Source organism: Azospirillum brasilense (genome assembly GCF_005222205.1).
GTDB lineage: Bacteria > Pseudomonadota > Alphaproteobacteria > Azospirillales > Azospirillaceae > Azospirillum > Azospirillum brasilense_G.
Genome location: NZ_CP032345.1, coordinates 712181 through 729193, shown reverse-complemented (window position 1 = coordinate 729193; position 17013 = coordinate 712181). Strand labels below are relative to the sequence as shown.

Here is a 17013-nt window from a genome sequence, read left to right as displayed (position 1 = left end):
AGAACTGCCGGTGGGATGGCAAGGGCTGCCGCCCGACGCCGGGCAAAAGCGCCCCGTTGCCGCGGCGCGGGCGGCGCGCGGATCGCAAGGCCGCTCCCTCCGCCGGAGGCGGGCGGACGGGTGGCGGACGAGGCGGAGCGGGGTGATGCGGATGGGGTGGCGGGCGTGGCTCGGGCGTTCGCTCCTCGGTTGACCGGGATTTCCGGCGATGCCCCAATCAAGAACCGTGCCGCCGCCTGTGGTTGCACGTCTGTCACAGCCCCGGACCCTGCCTGAAAGGCTTTGTTAACTATCCGAAAGATAGGGTTGCTGGGCTGGTAAGGCCACGCTCCGCCACCGCTCGCGCTTAGGATTCCATGACCGCGCACGCTGAAGACGACGTTCCGACCGATGGCCTGCCGCGCAAGAAATTCAGCGGCAAGAAGCTGGTCCTGTTCGTCATCCTGCCGCTGGTGCTGCTGATCGGCGCCGGGGCGGGCGTCTATTTCAGCGGCCTGCTCGATTCGCTGCTCGGCAAGAAGGAGGAGCACGCGGAGGTGCCGGCGGAGCCGGCGCAGCCCGACCTCCACGCCGCACCGGTCTTCTACGACCTGCCGGACATGCTGGTGAACCTGAACAGCAGCGGCAAGCGTCCGGCCTTCCTGAAGATCAAGATCTCGATCCAGCTCGCCAAGGGCGAGGACATACCGGCGATCGAGCATGTGCTGCCGCGCATCATCGACAACTTCCAGGTCTATCTGCGCGAACTGCGGCTGGAGGATCTGAAGGGGTCGGCCGGCATGTACCGCCTGCGCCAGGAGCTGCTGATGCGGATCACCGCCTCCGCCCATCCGGTGAAGGTCAAGGACGTTCTGTTCAAGGAAATGCTGGTCCAGTAGGGGCGGCGGAAACGGGCCATGAGCAACACCGAGGAACTGAGCGAAGAAGAACGCCTTGCCGCCGAGTGGGCCGCCCTCGCCGAGGACAGCGGCGACATGGGCGACATGGCGGACATGGGCGGCGGCGGTTCGACCCGCGTCCTCAACCAGGACGAGATCGACAGCCTGCTCGGCTTCGACCAGGGCGGGGCCGGCGACGGCGACAACTCCGGCATCATGGCGCTGGTCAACTCGGCGCTGGTCAACTACGAACGCCTGCCCATGCTGGAGGTGGTCTTCGACCGCCTCGTCCGCATGATGTCCACGTCCTTGCGCAACTTCACCTCCGACAACGTCGAGGTCAGCCTCGACCAGATCTCCTCGGTGCGCTTCGGCGACTATCTGAACTCGATCCCGCTGCCGGCGATGCTGTCCGTCTTCAAGGCGGAGGAGTGGGACAACTACGGCCTGATGGTCGTGGACTCGGCGCTGATCTACTCCATCGTGGACGTGCTGCTGGGCGGACGGCGCGGCACCGCGGCGATGCGCATCGAAGGCCGCCCCTACACGACCATCGAGCGCAACCTCGTCGAGCGCATGGTCCATGTGGTGCTGTCCGACCTGTCCGCCGCCTTCGACCCGCTGTCGCCCGTCACCTTCCGTTTCGACCGGCTGGAGACCAACCCGCGCTTCGCGACCATCGCGCGCCCGGCCAACGCGGCGGTGCTGGTCAAGCTGCGCATCGACATGGAGGATCGCGGCGGCCGCCTGGAGCTGATGATCCCCTACGCGACGCTGGAGCCGGTGCGCGAGCTTCTGCTCCAGATGTTCATGGGCGAGAAGTTCGGCCGCGACTCGATCTGGGAAACCCACCTCGCCTCGGAACTGCTGGTCACCGACGTGGACATCTCCGCGGTGCTGGACGAGGTGACCATGACCCTGCACGACGTGCTGAACTGGCGCGTCGGCACGCGAATCCTTCTGAACGCCACGCCGGACGGCACCATCGAGCTGCGCTGCGGCGACGTTTCCATGTTCCAAGGCCGCATGGGCCGCAAGGGCGGGCACATCGCCGTGCGGATCGAGCGGGAGCTGCCCAAGCAGGAGGTCATGCGGCTATGAGCCCGACCCTCACGCTCGTCCTCGATCTGGTGATGGTGGGGCTGCTCGCCGCGACCATCGCCTATGCGATCATCCTCAACCGGCAGATCATCAAGCTGCGCGAGAGCCGCGGCGAGATGGCCGAGCTGGTGCGCGGCCTGAACGAGGCCATGTCGCGCGCCGAAACCGGCGTGCGCGGCTTGAAGAAGACCGCCCATGAGACCGGCGACGACCTCCAGCGCACGGTCGCCAAGGCGCAGACCCTGCGCGACGAGCTGGAATTCATGATCGAGGCCGCCGACGCCATGGCGAACCGGTTGGGCAACGTTGGCGGGGAACGGCCGAAGCCCGGTCCGGCGGCCCGTCCGGCGGCGCGCCCCGGCCTGTCCGCCCGTCCGCCCGTCGCGTCGCGTCCGGCCGTCGCTCCGCGCCCGATCGTCGAGGATGATCACGGTCACGACGACGATCACGATCACGACGACCACGATCTCCACGATCACGGCCCCATCGACCACGACGATCACGACGACCTGCCGCCGCTGCGTTCCGCCGCGTTCCGGAACGAGCCGCTGCGCGCCGATCCGTCGCGGGCCGAGTCCCTGGCGCGCCGCCCCGCTCCGGCGCCCGATCCCATCCTGCGCGAGGGCGAGAGTCTGTCCCGCGCCGAGCGTGAACTTCTGCAAGCCATCGAGAACGCCGGCAAGGGGGTCGGATGAGCGACGCCACCAGCACGAAAGGCGCGACCGCCGCAGCCGGCGGGGAGCCCAAGGTCGTGATCCGCCCGGCCGGTGCCACCCCGACCGGCGTCCGCACCAGTCCGAGCGTGGCCGGTCAGCCGCCGGCTCCGGGTGCTGCCCAAGCCGCCGCCCAAGCCGCCACCCAAGCCGCCACCCAATCCGCTGCCAGGGCGAAGCCGAAGGCCAAGGGGAAGGCGAAAGCCAAGCGCAAGCCGGCCGTTCCGCGGCGCCCGCTGTCGGAGCGGATGCGCGAGAAGATGAAGGCGTGGCGGTTCCGCATCCTGCCCCTGACCATCTTCGTCGCCGTCCTGATGCTGGGGGTGCGCGTCGGCGACCTGTGGCGGATCACCACGCGCGACGCCCGCCTGCCGGAGTTCCCGGCGACCCTCGCCCAGGGGCAGAGCGCCGTTCCGGCGCCGCCCATGCAGCTCGCCGCCAACGGTGCCAAGCCCTCGCCCGAACCGGCCCAGGGCGGATCCAGCAACGGCGCGCCACCCAACCCGACGCCGCCGGACAACGCCGCCCTCGGTCCGGTGAAGAACGAGGAGCTTCTCCAGCATTTCGCCGAACGCCGCGCCGAGATCGAGCGCCGCACCAAGGAACTGGAGCAGCGCGAGGCCCTGCTGACGGCTGCCGAGAAGCGCATCGATCAGAAGGTGCAGGAGATGGAGAAGGTCCGCACCGATATCCAGAAGCTGATGCGCCAGGGCGACGAGAAGCAGACCGCGCAGCTCGAAAGCCTCGTGAAGATCTATGAGACGATGAAGCCCAAGGAAGCCGCCCGCATTTTCGAGGAGCTGGACATGCCCGTCCTGCTGGGGGTGGTGGAGAAGATGAAGGAAACCAAGACGGCGCCGATCCTGGCCGCGATGGACCCTCTGAAGGCCAAGGAACTGACCTCCGCGCTTATCGAGCGGCGCGGTGTGCCCGCGGCACAGAGGAACTGAATACGCCCTTTGATTGCGATGACGGCAAGTCGGGTATGACCGTGCGGTTGGTCATACCTGCCCCCCGTGCCACATCTACTGAATATACGTACACGTACTGTCAGGATGGTAGAAGGCCCGCGACGGTCGGCTTCGTTTCATGTTGGCTCCGGCGTGTTCGGGCAACGCAAGTTTGCCCAACAACAAGAAGGAAGGAGACAAGATGAACGACCAGAACCAGGGCCGTAGCTCGGGCGGTCAGCACTCCGGCGGCAACTTCAAGAACGATCCGGAACGTGCGGCGGAAGCCGGCCACAAGGGCGGTCAGGTTTCCGGCGGCAACTTCAAGAACGACCCGGAGCGTGCGGCGGAAGCCGGCCACAAGGGCGGCCAGGCGTCCGGCGGCAACTTCAAGAACGATCCGGAGCGTGCGGCGGAAGCCGGCCACAAGGGTGGGCAGGCGTCCGGCGGCAATTTCAAGAACGATCCGGAACGCGCATCGGAAGCGGGCCGCAAGGGCGGCGAACACAGCCATGGCGGCGGGCGGAGCAGCGGGAGCTGACCGCCGGGACCATGTCGTCCCTGACGAGTTCACCGCCGGCTTAGCCTGACGGAACAATTGGTCTGCGCCACGGTGAAGAAGGGCCGCCCCCGAGGCGGCCCTTTGTCTGTGTGCGGACTCCGATTGAAACAATCCGTGTGCGGACCCCGATTGAAACAAATTGCCGCAGCTCTCATTAAAGTTCGACAATGGCGAGCGCTGGTCGAGGGCATGCGGGCGCAGAACAACGCTTCCGCTTTCTTTTCGGTCGCGTGATTCCGCCCAGTCTTTGCGTTGCGACGTTTCAGGCGCTTAACGGCGTGTTAACCGAGCGAAATTAGGGTTGGAAAGGCTGACGAGGCTCCGAGTCGGCGGCGGCCGTGCGAGGGCGCGAGGTTGGGTCGGACCCGCTTCGGGCGTCTGCGTCCGGGCCGGCCGACGCACCCGATCGCACGCAGGCCGGACAAGACCACGGAACGCTCACATCGGATCGCACATGGCCCCGCCCGTTTCCTCCTCGCTCGCCGACCAGAAGCTCCTGCGCCAGCAGCTCGACGCCGCCCATGCCGAGGCGGCCCAGCCGCTGAGCCGCGAAGAGGTGACGGACATCGTCCGCTCCATCCTCGGCAGCATGGACGGCGACATCTCCGCCACCGACCTGCGCCTCTACAAGGAGGTGGTCGACCTCGCCCGCTTCATCGAGAGCGCCAAGCAGGAGCTGGCGGCGCTGCAGCCCGCGGAAATCCGCGACCAGCACATCCCGAACGCCACCGATGAACTGGATGCCGTCGTCGGCGCGACGGAGCAGGCCACCTTCGCCATCTTCGACGCCTGCGACGTCATCACCGGCATCTCCGGCCAGATCGACCCGGAGACTTCGGCGAAGCTGACCGAGCAGGTGACCAAGATCTTCGAGGCCTGCAACTTCCAGGACATCACCGGCCAGCGCATCTCCAAGGTCGTGCGCACGCTCAAGCACATCGAATCGAAGGTGGACATGATCGTCGCGGCCTTCGGCGACGAGGTGCGGCAGAACCACACCCGTCCCGCCGCCGCGGTCGCCGCGGCCGAGGCCCACGCCGACCCGGCCCCGAACTTCGCCACCGACCGCCCGGCGGACGACCCGGAGGCCGGGCTGCTGCACGGGCCGCAGATGACCAGCGCCGCCATGGACCAGGACGAGATCGACCGCCTGCTGGCGAGCTTCGATTAATCCCATGGCTGCGCCCGGCCACAGGAAGCCGGACCTGTCGGGCAGCCGGCCGAACCCGAACAACGGAAGCATCGTGCTTCTGCTGTCGCTGTTCCTGCTGCTGCTCGTCTTCTTCATCGTTCTGAACGCCCAGTCCGTGCAGACCGCCCAGCGGGTGCGCACGGTGCTGGTGTCGCTGGAGCGCAGCTTCCCCGCCTTCTACATCGACCCCCGCCTGCGCGAGCCGACCGACCCGCTGGCCTCGCGCGCCGGCACCGTCTTCGCCGTGCAGCGGCTGGACGGGCTGGGCAACCTGTTCGCCACCGCCATCGCCGTGGCGAAGGTTGACAGCGTCACGCCGGGCCGCCTTCTGGAGGTGCGCCTGCCCGCCGACGAGCTGTTCCTGCCCGGCACGGCCGACCTGCGCCCGGACCGCATCGGCCTGATCGACCGGGTGGCCGACGCGCTGTTGCAGAACCGGCCCGGCGAGCGGATCGAGCTGGACGCGCTGCTGTCCATCGGTCCGGCGGGTGGCCCCAGCCAGCCGCCCGGCCCGGTGGTGCGGGCCGGCGCGCTGGCCCGGCTGCTGATCGCCGACGGGGCGCCGGCGGACGCGGTGACGGTGGGCATCGAGCGCGGCGCGCCGGGCGCCGTCCGCCTGCTGTTCAGCCTGCGCGCCATGGACGATCTGCCGGGGGGAGGGCGCCGATGATCCGCCTGCCCAAACTGCCCAAGGCCGAGGACAAGAGCGGCGGCCACAACCGCACGATCTGGCTGATCAGCTTCACCGACCTGATGTCGCTGCTGCTCGCCTTCTTCGTGCTGATGTATTCGATGAGCGAGCCGGAGGCCCAGCGCTGGACCGGGCTGGTCAAGTCGCTGTCGTCGGCCCGTTCCACCGCGGTGACGCCCTCCGCGACGCCGCCCGAGCCGAAGGCCGCCTTCAACGCCGCCACGGTGGAGTCATATTCGGCGATCAATCTGGATTATCTCAGTGCCCTGCTTCGTACCCAGACCGCGGCCAACGAGGATCTGGCGGCGGTGGAGGTGCGGCGGGAGGACGACCGCGTGGTGATCGGCCTGCCGGCCCATGTCATGTTCGACCCAACCGGCGGCAGCTTCACCGACCAGGGGCGGCGCGTGCTGTATCTGCTGGGTGCGGCGGTGGGGCGGATCGGCAACCGGATCGAGGTGGTCGGCCACGCCGAGCGCGAGGACCAGTCCGCGGGGCTGGCCTGGGAACGCGCCCTGACGCGCGCGGTTGCCGTTGCGGCGCTGCTGCGCGAAACGGGCTACAAGCGCGACCTCGTGGCGCGCAGCCTGATGAGCGAGGCGCCTGGCATCGATCCGGTGCCCGGCGGGGCGCGGGTCGATGTGGTGGTGCGCGAGGAGACGGCGGGGCCGCCGGTGTCCGGGCCGGCCGCCGCCGATGTGGACGTGGAGGAGTGAACCGGATGGGGCGGGGCGGGGTAAACCGGCGCTGGTTGAGCGGCTTCGTGGCCGCCACGGCCCTGCTCGCCGCCCAGATCGCCGTCTCGCCGGCTGCCTGGGCCGTCGACGTTCCGGTGCGGGCGGCCACCCACAAGACCTTCGGGCGCATGGTCTTCGACTGGCCGCGCCAGACCGGCTACAGCGCGTCGGTGGAAGGCAACACGCTGGTCATCCGCTTCGACGAGCCGATCAACGCCGCGCTGGACCGCACCGTGGCGGCCTTGCCCGGCTATCTGTCCGGTGTGAGGATCGGCGGCGACGGCAAGACGGTGACCTTCGACCTGAAGCGCCCGGTGACGCTGAAGAGCTTCCGCAACGGCAACGCCGTGGCGCTCGACCTGACCCCCGCCGCCGAGGCGCCGGCCCCGACCGCCAAGGCGGAGGCGCCCGCCGCTCCGGCCGCTCCGGCCGCGCCCGCTCCGGCGCGCTCCGCGGGGCGGGTGGCGGTCAGCGCGGCCGACACGCCGGAACAGAGCCGCCTGTCCTTCACCTGGCCGGAGGGCGTCAACTACACGCTGCGTCGCGACGGCGCGTCGGCCACGCTGCTGTTCGACCGCAGCGGCAATGCCGATCTGGCGCCGGTGGCCAGGACGGCGCTGCGCAACATCCAGAACGTGGAGCAGTTCCGGCAGGCCAACGGCGCGCTGGCGGTGACCTTCGCCGTGCCGCAGGACGCCGAGATCAAGGACAGCAAGTCCGGCCGTTCCGTGGTGATCGACGTGCAGAATCCGGGCACGCGCGCCGGTCTGCCGACGGGCGATGCGGCCAACGCCGCCCCGCCGTCCGGCGCCACCACGACCACGGTGCGTCCGCCCTCGGCCGAAGCCGCGGCCCCACCGCCCGCGACACCCCCGGCCGCCATGCCCGCCGCGAGGCCGGCTGCGACGCCTCCCCCGCCGAAGGAGGTCGCGGCGGCCCCGGCGCCTTCCAAGCCCGAGGCCATGAAGCCCGAGGCCATGAAGCCTGAGGCCACGAAGCCCGAAGCCGCCAAAGCCGATCCGGCAAAAGCCGAGCCGCAGGGGCCGACGCTGGTCTTTGACGCGGGTGGCCCGGCGTCCATCGCCGTCTACCCGCGCGCCGGCCATCTCTACATCGTGTTCGACAAGTCTCTGCCCATCGGCGCTGGCAAGGCCATCGGCGGGGCCGGGACGGTCGGCGCGATCGAGCCGGTGCCGGCCACCGGCGGCAGCGCCTTCCGCACCAAGATCGGCGCGCTGGTCTGGCCGAAGATCGAGCGGCAGGGGACGAGCTGGAAGATCACGCCCGCCAGCCGTCTGACCGGCACGCCGCCCTTCGAGCTGAAGATCGATCCGGAACCGGATTTCCTGCTGGGCGCCCGCCTGCTGGTGCGCGCCGCGGACGCGGCGACCGTGGTGACGCTGTCCGACCCCGACGTGGGCGACCGCCTCCAGGTCGTGCCGCTGCCGGTTCCCGGCAACGCCATTCCCGAATCGCACCGCTACGCCGATCTGGAGCTGCTGCCCAGCTACCAGGGCGTCGTCGTGCGGCCCATCGCCGACGCGATCACCGTGCGCCCGGTCAAGGAAGGGGTGGAGGTGACCGCGGCGGGGGGCCTTCACCTGTCGCCCATGGCCGACGCCGGAAGCCGCCCGGCGGCATCGACGCAGACGGCCTCGCTGCCGCCGAAGCCGTCCCCCGGCGGCGCGTCCAACACGCTGACGCCGCCGACCGACCCGAAGCCGGTGCCTTCCGGGCGTCGCCTGTTCGACCTGCCGGCCTGGAAGAAGGGCGACCTCGACCACTACACCGAGGCGCGGCAGAACCTTCAGCTCAACATCGTCAACGCGCCGGATTCCGAACGGCCCCGCGCCCAGCTCGACCTCGCCCGCTTCTATCTGGCGAACGGCTTCGGGCAGGAGGCCATCGGCATGATGGACGTGCTGCAGGAGGCGCAGCCCGACCTGGAAGGCTGGCCGGAGTTCCGCGCCCTGCGCGGGGCCGCGCGCTTCCTGGCAGGAAACACCGACGCCGCGGCGGAGGATTTCGCCCACCCGAATCTCGCCAACAACGGCGAGGCCGCGCTGTGGCGCGCCGCCATCGCGGCGGACCGCAACGACTGGCCGACGGCCCAGGCCGGCTTCAAGGCGGCGGCGCCGATCCTCAACTCCTACCCCGACCCGATCCTGACCAAGCTGGCGACCCGCGCCGCCGAGGCCGCGCTGAAAACCGGCGACGCGCCCTTCGCCAAGCGGCTGCTCGACCGCATCGTCGAGCGCGGCGGCACGGACGCCGAGGAACGGCCCGACGTCCAGTATCTCCGCGGCCTCTACTACGCCCAGACCAACGAGCCGGAGCGGGCGCTGGAGCAGTTGACCGCCTCCTACAACAGCCTCGACCGCTATTACCGGGCCAAGGCCGGGCTGGCGCTGGTGAACCTGCAGCTGGCGGAAGGCCGCATGTCGCCCCCCGCCGCGGCGGAACGGCTGGCCGGTCTGACCTTCACCTGGCGCGGCGACGAGCTGGAGATGCAGATCCGCCAGCGCATGGGCGAGGTGCTGATCGCCGCCGGCCAGTACGCCGACGGCTTCAACGCCATGAAGGAGACCGCCGCGCTGGTCGCCGACACGCCGCGGGCGGAGGAGATCACCCGCGAGATGTCGCGCGTCTTCGCCGACCTCTACAAGGACGGGGCGCAGAAGCTGCCGACCATCGAGGCGCTCCAGCTCTACGACCAGTTCCGCGAGCTGACCCCGGTGGGCGAGGCGGGCGACGAGGTGATCCGGCAACTCGCCGAGCGGCTGATCTCGGTGGACCTGCTGAACCGCGCCGCCGACCTGCTGCAGCATCAGGTGGAATACCGCCTGTCCGGCGAGGACAAGGCGCGCGTCGGCACCCGGCTCGCCTCCGTCCGCCTGCTCGACAACAAGCCGGAGGACGCCCTGCGCGCGCTGGAGCTGTCCAATGTGCCGAACCTGCCGGCGGATCTGGTGGGCGAGCGCCGCCTGATGCAGGCCAAGGCGCTGGCCGAGATGGGCCGTGGCGACGAGGCGCTGCTGCTGCTCTCCGAGGACGACAGCAAGCCGGCCAACTCGCTGCGGGTGGACATCGCGTGGCGCGCCCAGAAATGGGAGGCCGCGGCCTTCGCCCTGAACAAGCTGATCGGCCCGCCGCCGCCACCGACCCAGCCGATCAACCCGGCGACCTCGCAGCTGGTCCTGAACCGCGCGGTGGCGCTGGCGCTGGCGGGGGACGGGACGAACCTGAATCTGCTGCGCAAGGAGTTCGGCTCGGCGATGACCAACGGCCCCGACGCCGACGCCTTCCGCGTGCTGACCCGGCCGGAGCAGGCGCTGGGCCTGATCGACGTCAACACCGTCCGCTCCCGCGTCGCCGAGGTGGACGTGTTCCAGAAGTTCCTGAAGAACTACCGCGGCAAGCAGAGCGCAGCGATCAACTGACCGCGCCTTCGGACATGCCTTTTCTCAATGAAAAAGCCCCTTTCCGATGGAGAGGGGCTTTCTCGTTGGCGCGGCGGCAGACCGTCAGAGCGGGACCCTTCAGAGCTGGTCCCTTCAGAGTTGGACCCTTCAGAGTTGGACCCTTCAGAGTTGGACCTGGGTGCCCAGCTCGACCACGCGGTTCGGCGGAATCTTGAAGAAGTCGGTGGCGCTGACCGCGGTGCGCGACATCACGACGAACAGCTTTTCCCGCCACTGGGCCATCTGCGGGTTGATGCGGGGGATCAGCGTCTCGCGGCCGAGGAAGAAGGAGGTCGTCATCACGTCGAACTCCAGCCCGAACGCCTTGCACAGCCGCAGCGCCTTGGGGATGTTCGGCTCCTGCGAGAAGCCGTAGCGCACCGTCAGGCGGTAGAAGCCGTCGGCCAGCCCCTCCAGGACGACGCGCTCCTTGGCCGGAACGCGGGGAACGTCCTCGACCATCACGGTCAGGAAGACGATGCGCTCGTGCATCACCTGATTGTGCTTCAGGTTGTGCAGCAGGGCGATGGGCACCGTGTCGGCGCTGGAGGTCAGGAAGATCGCCGTGCCCTTCACCCGCTGGATGTCCGAGGACTTGGCGTGGCGCTTGACGAAGCCGTCCAGCGGCAGGGAATCCTCGGCCAGCCGGCGGTTCAGGACGGCACGGCCGCGGCGCCACGTCGACATCAGGCCCAGAGTCACCGCGGCGATGACCAGCGGCACCCAGCCGCCGTGCGGAATCTTCACCGCGTTGGCGAGGAACAGCGCCAGATCGACGCTGAGGAACAGGGCGCCCAGCGCCAAGCAGACGGGCAGGCTCCAGTTCCAGCGGCGATGCGCCACGACCAGCGCCAGGATGGTGGTGATGACCATGTCGCCGGTCACCGCGATGCCGTAGGCGGTCGCCAGCCGGCTGGAGGACTCGAACCACAGGACCAGCCCGATGACCGCGAACAGCAGGCCCCAGTTGGCGCGCGGGATGTAAATCTGCCCGCCTTCCTCCTGCGAGGTGTGGCGGATATCCAGGCGCGGGCACAGGCCGAGCTGCACCGCCTGCCGGGTCAGCGAGAAGACGCCGGAGATCACCGCCTGGCTGGCGATCACCGCCGCGCAGGTCGACAGCAGGACCATCGGGTAGAGGCCCCACTCCGGCACCAGCAGGTAGAAGGGGCTGCGCACCGCCGTGGGGTCGCTCAGCAGCAGGGCGCACTGGCCGAGATAATTCAGCAGCAGCGCGGGAAGCACGACCGCCAGCCACGCCACCTTGATGGGGCGGCGGCCGAAATGGCCCATGTCGGCGTAGAGCGCCTCGCCCCCGGTGACGGCCAGAACGACGGCGCCCAGCACCAGGAAGCCGATCCAGCCGTTCGAGACGAAGAAACGGACGGCGTGGCGCGGGTCGAGCGCGGCCAGGACCTGCGGCTCCTTGACCAGCTCGATCAGGCCGAGCAGGCCCAGCGTGGCGAACCACGCGACCATGATCGGGCCGAACAGCCGCCCGACCTTCTCGGTGCCGCGGCTCTGGATTCCGAACAGGGCGATCAGGATGCCCACGGTCACCGGCACGACGACCCGCTCCAGCGCCGGCTGAGCCACCTCCAGCCCTTCCACCGCGGAGAGGACGGAGATGGCCGGGGTGATCATGCCGTCGCCGTAGAACAGGGCGGCGCCGAACAGGCCCATCGCCATCAGGCCTGACAGGCGCCCGGTGGAGTCGGGCCGGCTGTTGGTCGCCAGCGCCAGCAGGGCCAGGATGCCGCCTTCGCCCTTGTTGTCGGCGCGCATGACGAACAGCACGTACTTCACGGTGACCACGAGCACCAGCGCCCAGAAAACCATGGACATGATGCCGAGGATGTTCTGCGGGGTCAGGGCGAGCCCATGCTCCGGCGAGAAGCATTCGCGCAGCGTGTAGAGCGGGCTGGTGCCGATGTCGCCGTAAACGACGCCAAGCGCACCGAGGGTGAGCGCGGCCAGCCTGCCCTTGTCGGGTGCCGCGGCTTTCAGGGTCGTGTCTGACATGTGGGACGTGGAAGGAAGTCCGTTGGGAGTCCGAGCGGGGGACGAAGAAGCCACAAGCTGCGGGTACGGCGGCGGTCGGTGCGCTCGCGCGGGCCGATCCTCTTACGCTCTTCCCGGATCCAATACTAGCGCAAGCCGATGCGCCCGTCCGCAGGCGGTTTCACCTGCGACGATCTGGGCCATCGGCAATCCGAATGTCTGCCACTAAAGCGAACTTCCGTTCGCTTTAGACTCATAGCGCCTCATTCGCCGGCGGGCTCCGGTCGCATGCGCGACCGGGACCGCCGGCGCGGTCCAAAGCGGATTGCAATCCGCTTTAGAGCGTCCCGAAACTGCGGGCCAGCGACCCGGCGATCAGGTACCAGCCGTCGACCAGCACGAAGAAGATGATCTTGAAGGGGATCGCCACCATGGTCGGCGGCAGCATCATCATGCCCATCGACATCAGGATCGACGACACCACCATGTCGATGATCAGGAAGGGGAGGAACAGCAGGAAGCCGATCTCGAAGGCCCGCTTGATCTCCGAGATCATGAAGGCGGGGACCAGGACGTGGAGCGGGGTCTGCTCGGCGTCGGTCACGTTCTCGATGCGCGCCATGTCCATGAACAGGCGCAGGTCCTTCTCGCTGGCGTGCTTCAGCATGAATTCGCGCAGCGGGGCGACCGTGCGGCGGAACGCCTCCGTCTCGTCGATGTCCTGGTTGATCAGCGGCTGGATGCCCTGGTTGTAGGAACGCTCGAACACCGGGGCCATGACGAAGAAGGTCAGGAAGACCGCCAGCGACATCAGCACCGTGTTCGGCGGCACCTGCTGGATGCCCAGCGCCGAGCGCAGGAAGGACAGCACGATGACGATACGGGTGAACGCCGTCATCATGATGAGGATCGACGGCGCCAGCGACAGCACCGTGATCAGCGCGACCATCTGGACGATGCGCCCGGTGGTCGATCCCCCGGCGTCGCCCAGGTCGAAGGTCATGCTCTGCGCCAGCGCCGGCCCGGCGGCCAGCGCCCCGGCCAGCCCGATCGCCAGCGCCAGCAGTCCGGCGAGGGCCAGCCGCTTCGTCACGCCCGTGCCGGTCGTCATGACCGGACCCCGGCAGATGGCGGGGCGCTGGACGGCGGGGTGCTGGACGGCGGGGTTGCGGCCTCGGCCAGCGCGCCCGGGAAGCCGCCGCGCGGCGTCTGGTCGACCACCTGGTCGCCGAAGGCGCTCAGCAGCAGCAGATGCTCGCGGTCGTCGCGGCGGACCAGCACCAGCCGGCGCTTGCCGTCGAGCGGCAGCACCTCGACGACGCCCAGACGGCGCTGGCGCCCCGACGTCGCGGTCATGCCGCCGAAGCCGATGCGGCGCATCACCCAGGCCACCAGCACGATCAGCGCGATGACGAAGGCGAGGGCGAGAACGAATTGGATGTACTGGTCGAGGCCCATGGATCAGGTCAGCTCTGTCGGGACGGCGTGGCCGGCGGGTCGGACGGAAGGTCGGCGGGGGCGCTGCGGCCGTAAGCGGCGCTGGCGCGCTGGCGCGCCGAATGGGGGTCGTGGCGTCCCTCGGCGGCGGCGGCCAGCGTTTCCCTCTGGCGGGTCAGCGCTGCCGCGACCGCGTCCAGCGTGGGGAGCAGGCGTTCCAAGGCGGCGGCCAGTTCGGCGTCGCCGCGGACCGACCGCGCCTCGGCGCACAGGGCGGCGACGCGGGTGTCGAGCCCGGTCAGGTCCGCCGCCAGCCCGGCCTCCATCTGGTCGCGGGTCTCCTCCAGCGCGGCGGCCAGAGCCTGGATGTCCCGGCGGAGCGTCGCGGCGCCGGTCACGGAGCCTCTCCGGCAACCGGTTCCGCGGAAGGCGGCAGCGTGCCGTTGGCGCGGTAGACGTAGGCGAGGATCTCGGCCACGGCGGCGATGGCCTCGATGGGGATCTCCGAATCGATGTCCACCGCCGACAGGATCTGCACGAGGTCGGCGTCCTCGCGCACCTTGACGCCGTTGGCGAAGGCCAGTTCCAGGATCTGTTCGGCCACATGGCCCTTGCCGGTGGCGACCACGCGGGGCAGGGACTGGTCGCCCAGCTCATACTTCAGCGCGACCGCGACGGGCCGGTTGGGGAGGGGGCGGTGGTTCGGAGTCGGCTCGGACAAGGGGCTCCTGCCGGATGGCCTGTGTCGATGGGCGTATCCTGGCGGAACATGCTTAACGAAGCATGAAGCTCAAGCGCTGCGGGGATGGACGGAACGATGCCGCGGGCGGGATTCATCTTTGATTAACTGAAACGGCGGAAGATCGGAATGCTGTGATGCATCCCGCCTGTCTCGATGCGCGCCTTCGCGTGTCCGGGCGGCAGGCCCTCAGACCGGAACCCGGCGATGAATCTCGAGAATCTCGGCCTCTTCAAGCTGATGTCGCGCAAGATGGGCTGGCTGACCGAACGCCAGAACGTGATCGCGGCGAACATCGCCAACGCCGACACGCCGGATTACAAGGGCCGGGACCTGAAGCCCTTCACCTTCCGCGACGCCCTGTCCGACAGCCGCCGCCTCCAGCCCACCGCCACCAACGCCTCGCACCTGCAGGGGACGCGGGGCGCGGGCGGGCTGAACCAGGAGCAGCGCCAGCGCAATCCCTACGAGACGGCGCCGGACGGCAACACCGTGGTCCTGGAAGAGCAGATGCTGAAGCAGGGCCAGACGGGCATGGACTACCAGACGATCACGAACCTCTACAAGAAGCAGGTCAACCTGATCCGCTCCGCGATCCGCAGCGGCGGTTGAGGACAGTCGGCGTTCAGGCGGGGTTCGGGGCGCCAAGCTCGCAGAAGGAAGCGGAAGATGGATCTCTACACGTCGATGGCGGTGTCCGCGTCCGGCATGAAGGCGCAGGGCACCCGCCTGAAGACCATCGCGGAAAATCTGGCCAATGCCAACACCACGGCGGAAACGCCGGGCGATCTGCCTTACCGGCGCAAGGTCGTGATGTTCCAGAACGCGCTGGACCGCCAGATGGGGGTCGATCTCGTCCGCGTCGCCAAGATCGACGTGGACAAGAAGGACTTCGAGCGGCGCTACGACCCCTCGCATCCCTCCGCGGACGCCGACGGCTATGTGCTGCTGCCCAACGTCAATTCGGTGGTCGAGGCGATGGACATGCGCGAGGCGCAGCGCTCCTACGAGGCCAACCTGTCGGCGGTGGACAGCGCCCGCCAGATGCTGATGCGCACCATCGACATCCTCCGCGCCTGACGCGGCGACGCATTTTTGAAGGAAGGACGAACGTCCCATGGTCAACCCGATCAACGCCGCCGCGGCCTACGCGAACACCGCCGCCTCCACGACCGGGCCGGGCATGGCCCCGCGCGGCGGCGTCAGCTTCGGCGACGTGCTGGAGCAGACCGCCAAGGAGGTCATCGGCGACCTGAAGCAGGGCGAGACGATGACCGCCAAGGCCGCCGTCGGGCAGGCCGACCTGACCGACGTGGTCCAGGCCGTCACCAACGCCGAGGTGACGCTGCAGACCGTCACCGCCGTGCGCGACAAGGTGCTGTCGGCCTATCAGGAAATCCTGCGCATGCCGATCTGACGGCGGCCGGCGGACCCCGAGCACACGTGGCCTGAGCGAAGCATCATGAGCGAAACCGACGTCATCGAGATCTGCCGCACCTCCATCGTCACGCTGGTGTTCGTGGCGGCGCCGGTGCTGGTCGCCATGATGGTGGTCGGCACGATCATCTCGGTGTTCCAGGCGGTCACCCAGATCAGCGAGCAGACTCTGGCCATGGTGCCGAAGGTCCTGCTGGTCTTCGGCCTGTCCATCCTGCTGATGCCCTTCATGCTGGGCGAGTTGCGCTCCTTCTTCGAGCATGAGGTCGCCGACCGCATCGTCGCCATCGGCACCGGCGTGAACACCGTCCCCAACGCCGGAAACCTGCCCGGCGGCGGCGGATGAACCTGCTTCAGCAGTTCCTGGGCGACCAGATCTTCGTCTGGTTGCTGGTCTTCGCGCGCGTCGGGACCGCCTTCAGCATCATGCCGACCATCGGCGACGCCTTCGTCTCCGCCCGCACGCGCCTTCTCTTTTCGGTCGCGGTCAGCGTCCTGGTGGCGCCGGTCCTGGGCGACCGCATGCCGCCGATGCCCGACAACATCTTCCGCCTGTTCGTCCTGATCGCCGGGGAGGTGACCGTCGGCATCTTCATGGGCACCGTCGCGCGCCTGCTGATGGGCGCGCTGGAGGTCGCCGGGACGATCATCGCGCTGCAGTCCGGCCTGTCGAACGCCCAGATGTTCAACCCGGCCATGGCGTCGCAGGGATCTCTGCCCGGCGCCCTGCTGGGGTGGCTGGGGCTGCTGCTGATCTTCATCACCAACCTGCACCATCTGCTGATCATGGCGGTGGTGGACAGCTATTCGACCTTCGCGCCGGGGGCGGCGATCCCCATCGACGACATGGCGAACGTGGTCGGGCAGCTGGTCGGCAAATCCTTCGTGCTGGGCGTCCAGATGGCGGCGCCGTTCCTGATCTCCGGCATGCTGTTCGCGCTGGCGCTGGGGCTGCTGAACAAGCTGGCGCCGCAGATCCAGGTGTTCTTCCTGTTCACCTCGCTCCAGGTCGCGCTGGGGCTGTTCATGTTCGCCCTGACGCTGGCCGCGATGATGATGTTCTGGCTGACCCATTTCGAGGCCGCCTTCGTCGACTTCCTGAGACCGGGCTGAG

The 17013-nt window shown here is 68.9% G+C and carries 19 protein-coding genes; 14 read left to right on the top strand and 5 right to left on the bottom strand.

What is annotated here, in order from left to right:
• The first annotated feature begins 356 nt into the window (after positions 1–356).
• The 9 genes from D3869_RS03625 to D3869_RS03585 all read left to right on the top strand — a co-directional run bounded on the left by D3869_RS03625 (position 357) and on the right by D3869_RS03585 (position 10264).
• Positions 357–878 (top strand): flagellar basal body-associated FliL family protein, encoded by a 522-nt coding sequence (locus D3869_RS03625; RefSeq protein ID WP_137138987.1) that lies wholly within the window; start codon positions 357–359, stop codon positions 876–878.
• Between the two features lie 18 nt (positions 879–896).
• Positions 897–1979, top strand: a complete 1083-nt coding sequence (gene fliM / locus D3869_RS03620; RefSeq protein WP_137138986.1) for a flagellar motor switch protein FliM — start codon at positions 897–899, stop codon at positions 1977–1979.
• A complete protein-coding gene (locus D3869_RS03615; protein WP_137138985.1) occupies positions 1976–2674 on the top strand; it encodes a DUF6468 domain-containing protein in 699 nt (232 codons plus the stop codon). Before fliM ends, D3869_RS03615 begins: the two co-directional genes overlap by 4 nt.
• Positions 2671–3642, top strand: a complete 972-nt coding sequence (locus tag D3869_RS03610; protein WP_137138984.1) for a MotE family protein — start codon at positions 2671–2673, stop codon at positions 3640–3642. The genes D3869_RS03615 and D3869_RS03610 overlap by 4 nt, the downstream gene beginning before the upstream one ends.
• A 202-nt stretch (positions 3643–3844) precedes the next feature.
• Positions 3845–4183 (top strand): general stress protein, encoded by a 339-nt coding sequence (locus D3869_RS34725; RefSeq protein WP_094303000.1) that lies wholly within the window; start codon positions 3845–3847, stop codon positions 4181–4183.
• A 475-nt stretch (positions 4184–4658) separates the two neighbouring features.
• Positions 4659–5375, top strand: a complete 717-nt coding sequence (locus D3869_RS03600; RefSeq protein WP_137138983.1) for a protein phosphatase CheZ — start codon at positions 4659–4661, stop codon at positions 5373–5375.
• A 4-nt stretch (positions 5376–5379) separates the two neighbouring features.
• Positions 5380–6066 (top strand): hypothetical protein, encoded by a 687-nt coding sequence (locus tag D3869_RS03595; protein WP_247895707.1) that lies wholly within the window; start codon positions 5380–5382, stop codon positions 6064–6066.
• Positions 6063–6803, top strand: a complete 741-nt coding sequence (locus tag D3869_RS03590; RefSeq protein ID WP_137138982.1) for a flagellar motor protein MotB — start codon at positions 6063–6065, stop codon at positions 6801–6803. Before D3869_RS03595 ends, D3869_RS03590 begins: the two co-directional genes overlap by 4 nt.
• Before the next feature lie 47 nt (positions 6804–6850).
• Positions 6851–10264, top strand: a complete 3414-nt coding sequence (locus tag D3869_RS03585) for a tetratricopeptide repeat protein (protein WP_247895776.1) — start codon at positions 6851–6853, stop codon at positions 10262–10264.
• Positions 10265–10408: 144 nt separating this feature from the next.
• On the opposite strand, the gene D3869_RS03580 is transcribed toward D3869_RS03585, so the two are convergent.
• From D3869_RS03580 to D3869_RS03560, 5 genes are all read right to left on the bottom strand, one after another.
• Complete coding sequence (locus D3869_RS03580; protein ID WP_137138980.1) at positions 10409–12307, bottom strand: potassium transporter Kup; 1899 nt, start codon at positions 12305–12307, stop codon at positions 10409–10411.
• Positions 12308–12623: 316 nt separating this feature from the next.
• Complete coding sequence (gene fliP, locus D3869_RS03575; RefSeq protein WP_175426393.1) at positions 12624–13397, bottom strand: flagellar type III secretion system pore protein FliP; 774 nt, start codon at positions 13395–13397, stop codon at positions 12624–12626.
• Positions 13394–13744, bottom strand: a complete 351-nt coding sequence (locus tag D3869_RS03570; RefSeq protein WP_137138979.1) for a FliO/MopB family protein — start codon at positions 13742–13744, stop codon at positions 13394–13396. The genes fliP and D3869_RS03570 overlap by 4 nt, the downstream gene beginning before the upstream one ends.
• A gap of 8 nt (positions 13745–13752) precedes the next feature.
• Positions 13753–14121, bottom strand: coding sequence for a hypothetical protein (locus tag D3869_RS03565; protein WP_137138978.1), 369 nt, complete (start codon positions 14119–14121; stop codon positions 13753–13755).
• Positions 14118–14444 (bottom strand): EscU/YscU/HrcU family type III secretion system export apparatus switch protein, encoded by a 327-nt coding sequence (locus D3869_RS03560; RefSeq protein ID WP_137138977.1) that lies wholly within the window; start codon positions 14442–14444, stop codon positions 14118–14120. The genes D3869_RS03565 and D3869_RS03560 overlap by 4 nt, the downstream gene beginning before the upstream one ends.
• A 225-nt stretch (positions 14445–14669) precedes the next feature.
• On the opposite strand from D3869_RS03560, the gene flgB reads away from it, so the two are divergent.
• From flgB to fliR, 5 genes are read left to right on the top strand one after another with little or no spacing between them, the layout of a single operon-like run.
• Complete coding sequence (gene flgB / locus D3869_RS03555; RefSeq protein WP_137138976.1) at positions 14670–15074, top strand: flagellar basal body rod protein FlgB; 405 nt, start codon at positions 14670–14672, stop codon at positions 15072–15074.
• Positions 15075–15131: 57 nt separating this feature from the next.
• On the top strand, positions 15132–15542 hold the full coding sequence (gene flgC, locus D3869_RS03550) for a flagellar basal body rod protein FlgC (RefSeq protein WP_109070595.1): 411 nt from the start codon (positions 15132–15134) through the stop codon (positions 15540–15542).
• A gap of 37 nt (positions 15543–15579) precedes the next feature.
• A complete protein-coding gene (fliE, locus tag D3869_RS03545) occupies positions 15580–15879 on the top strand; it encodes a flagellar hook-basal body complex protein FliE (RefSeq protein ID WP_137138975.1) in 300 nt (99 codons plus the stop codon).
• 45 nt (positions 15880–15924) lie between these two features.
• Positions 15925–16245 (top strand): flagellar biosynthetic protein FliQ, encoded by a 321-nt coding sequence (locus D3869_RS03540; RefSeq protein ID WP_137138974.1) that lies wholly within the window; start codon positions 15925–15927, stop codon positions 16243–16245.
• Positions 16242–17012 (top strand): flagellar biosynthetic protein FliR, encoded by a 771-nt coding sequence (gene fliR / locus D3869_RS03535; protein WP_137103270.1) that lies wholly within the window; start codon positions 16242–16244, stop codon positions 17010–17012. Before D3869_RS03540 ends, fliR begins: the two co-directional genes overlap by 4 nt.
• Position 17013: the final 1 nt, after the last annotated feature.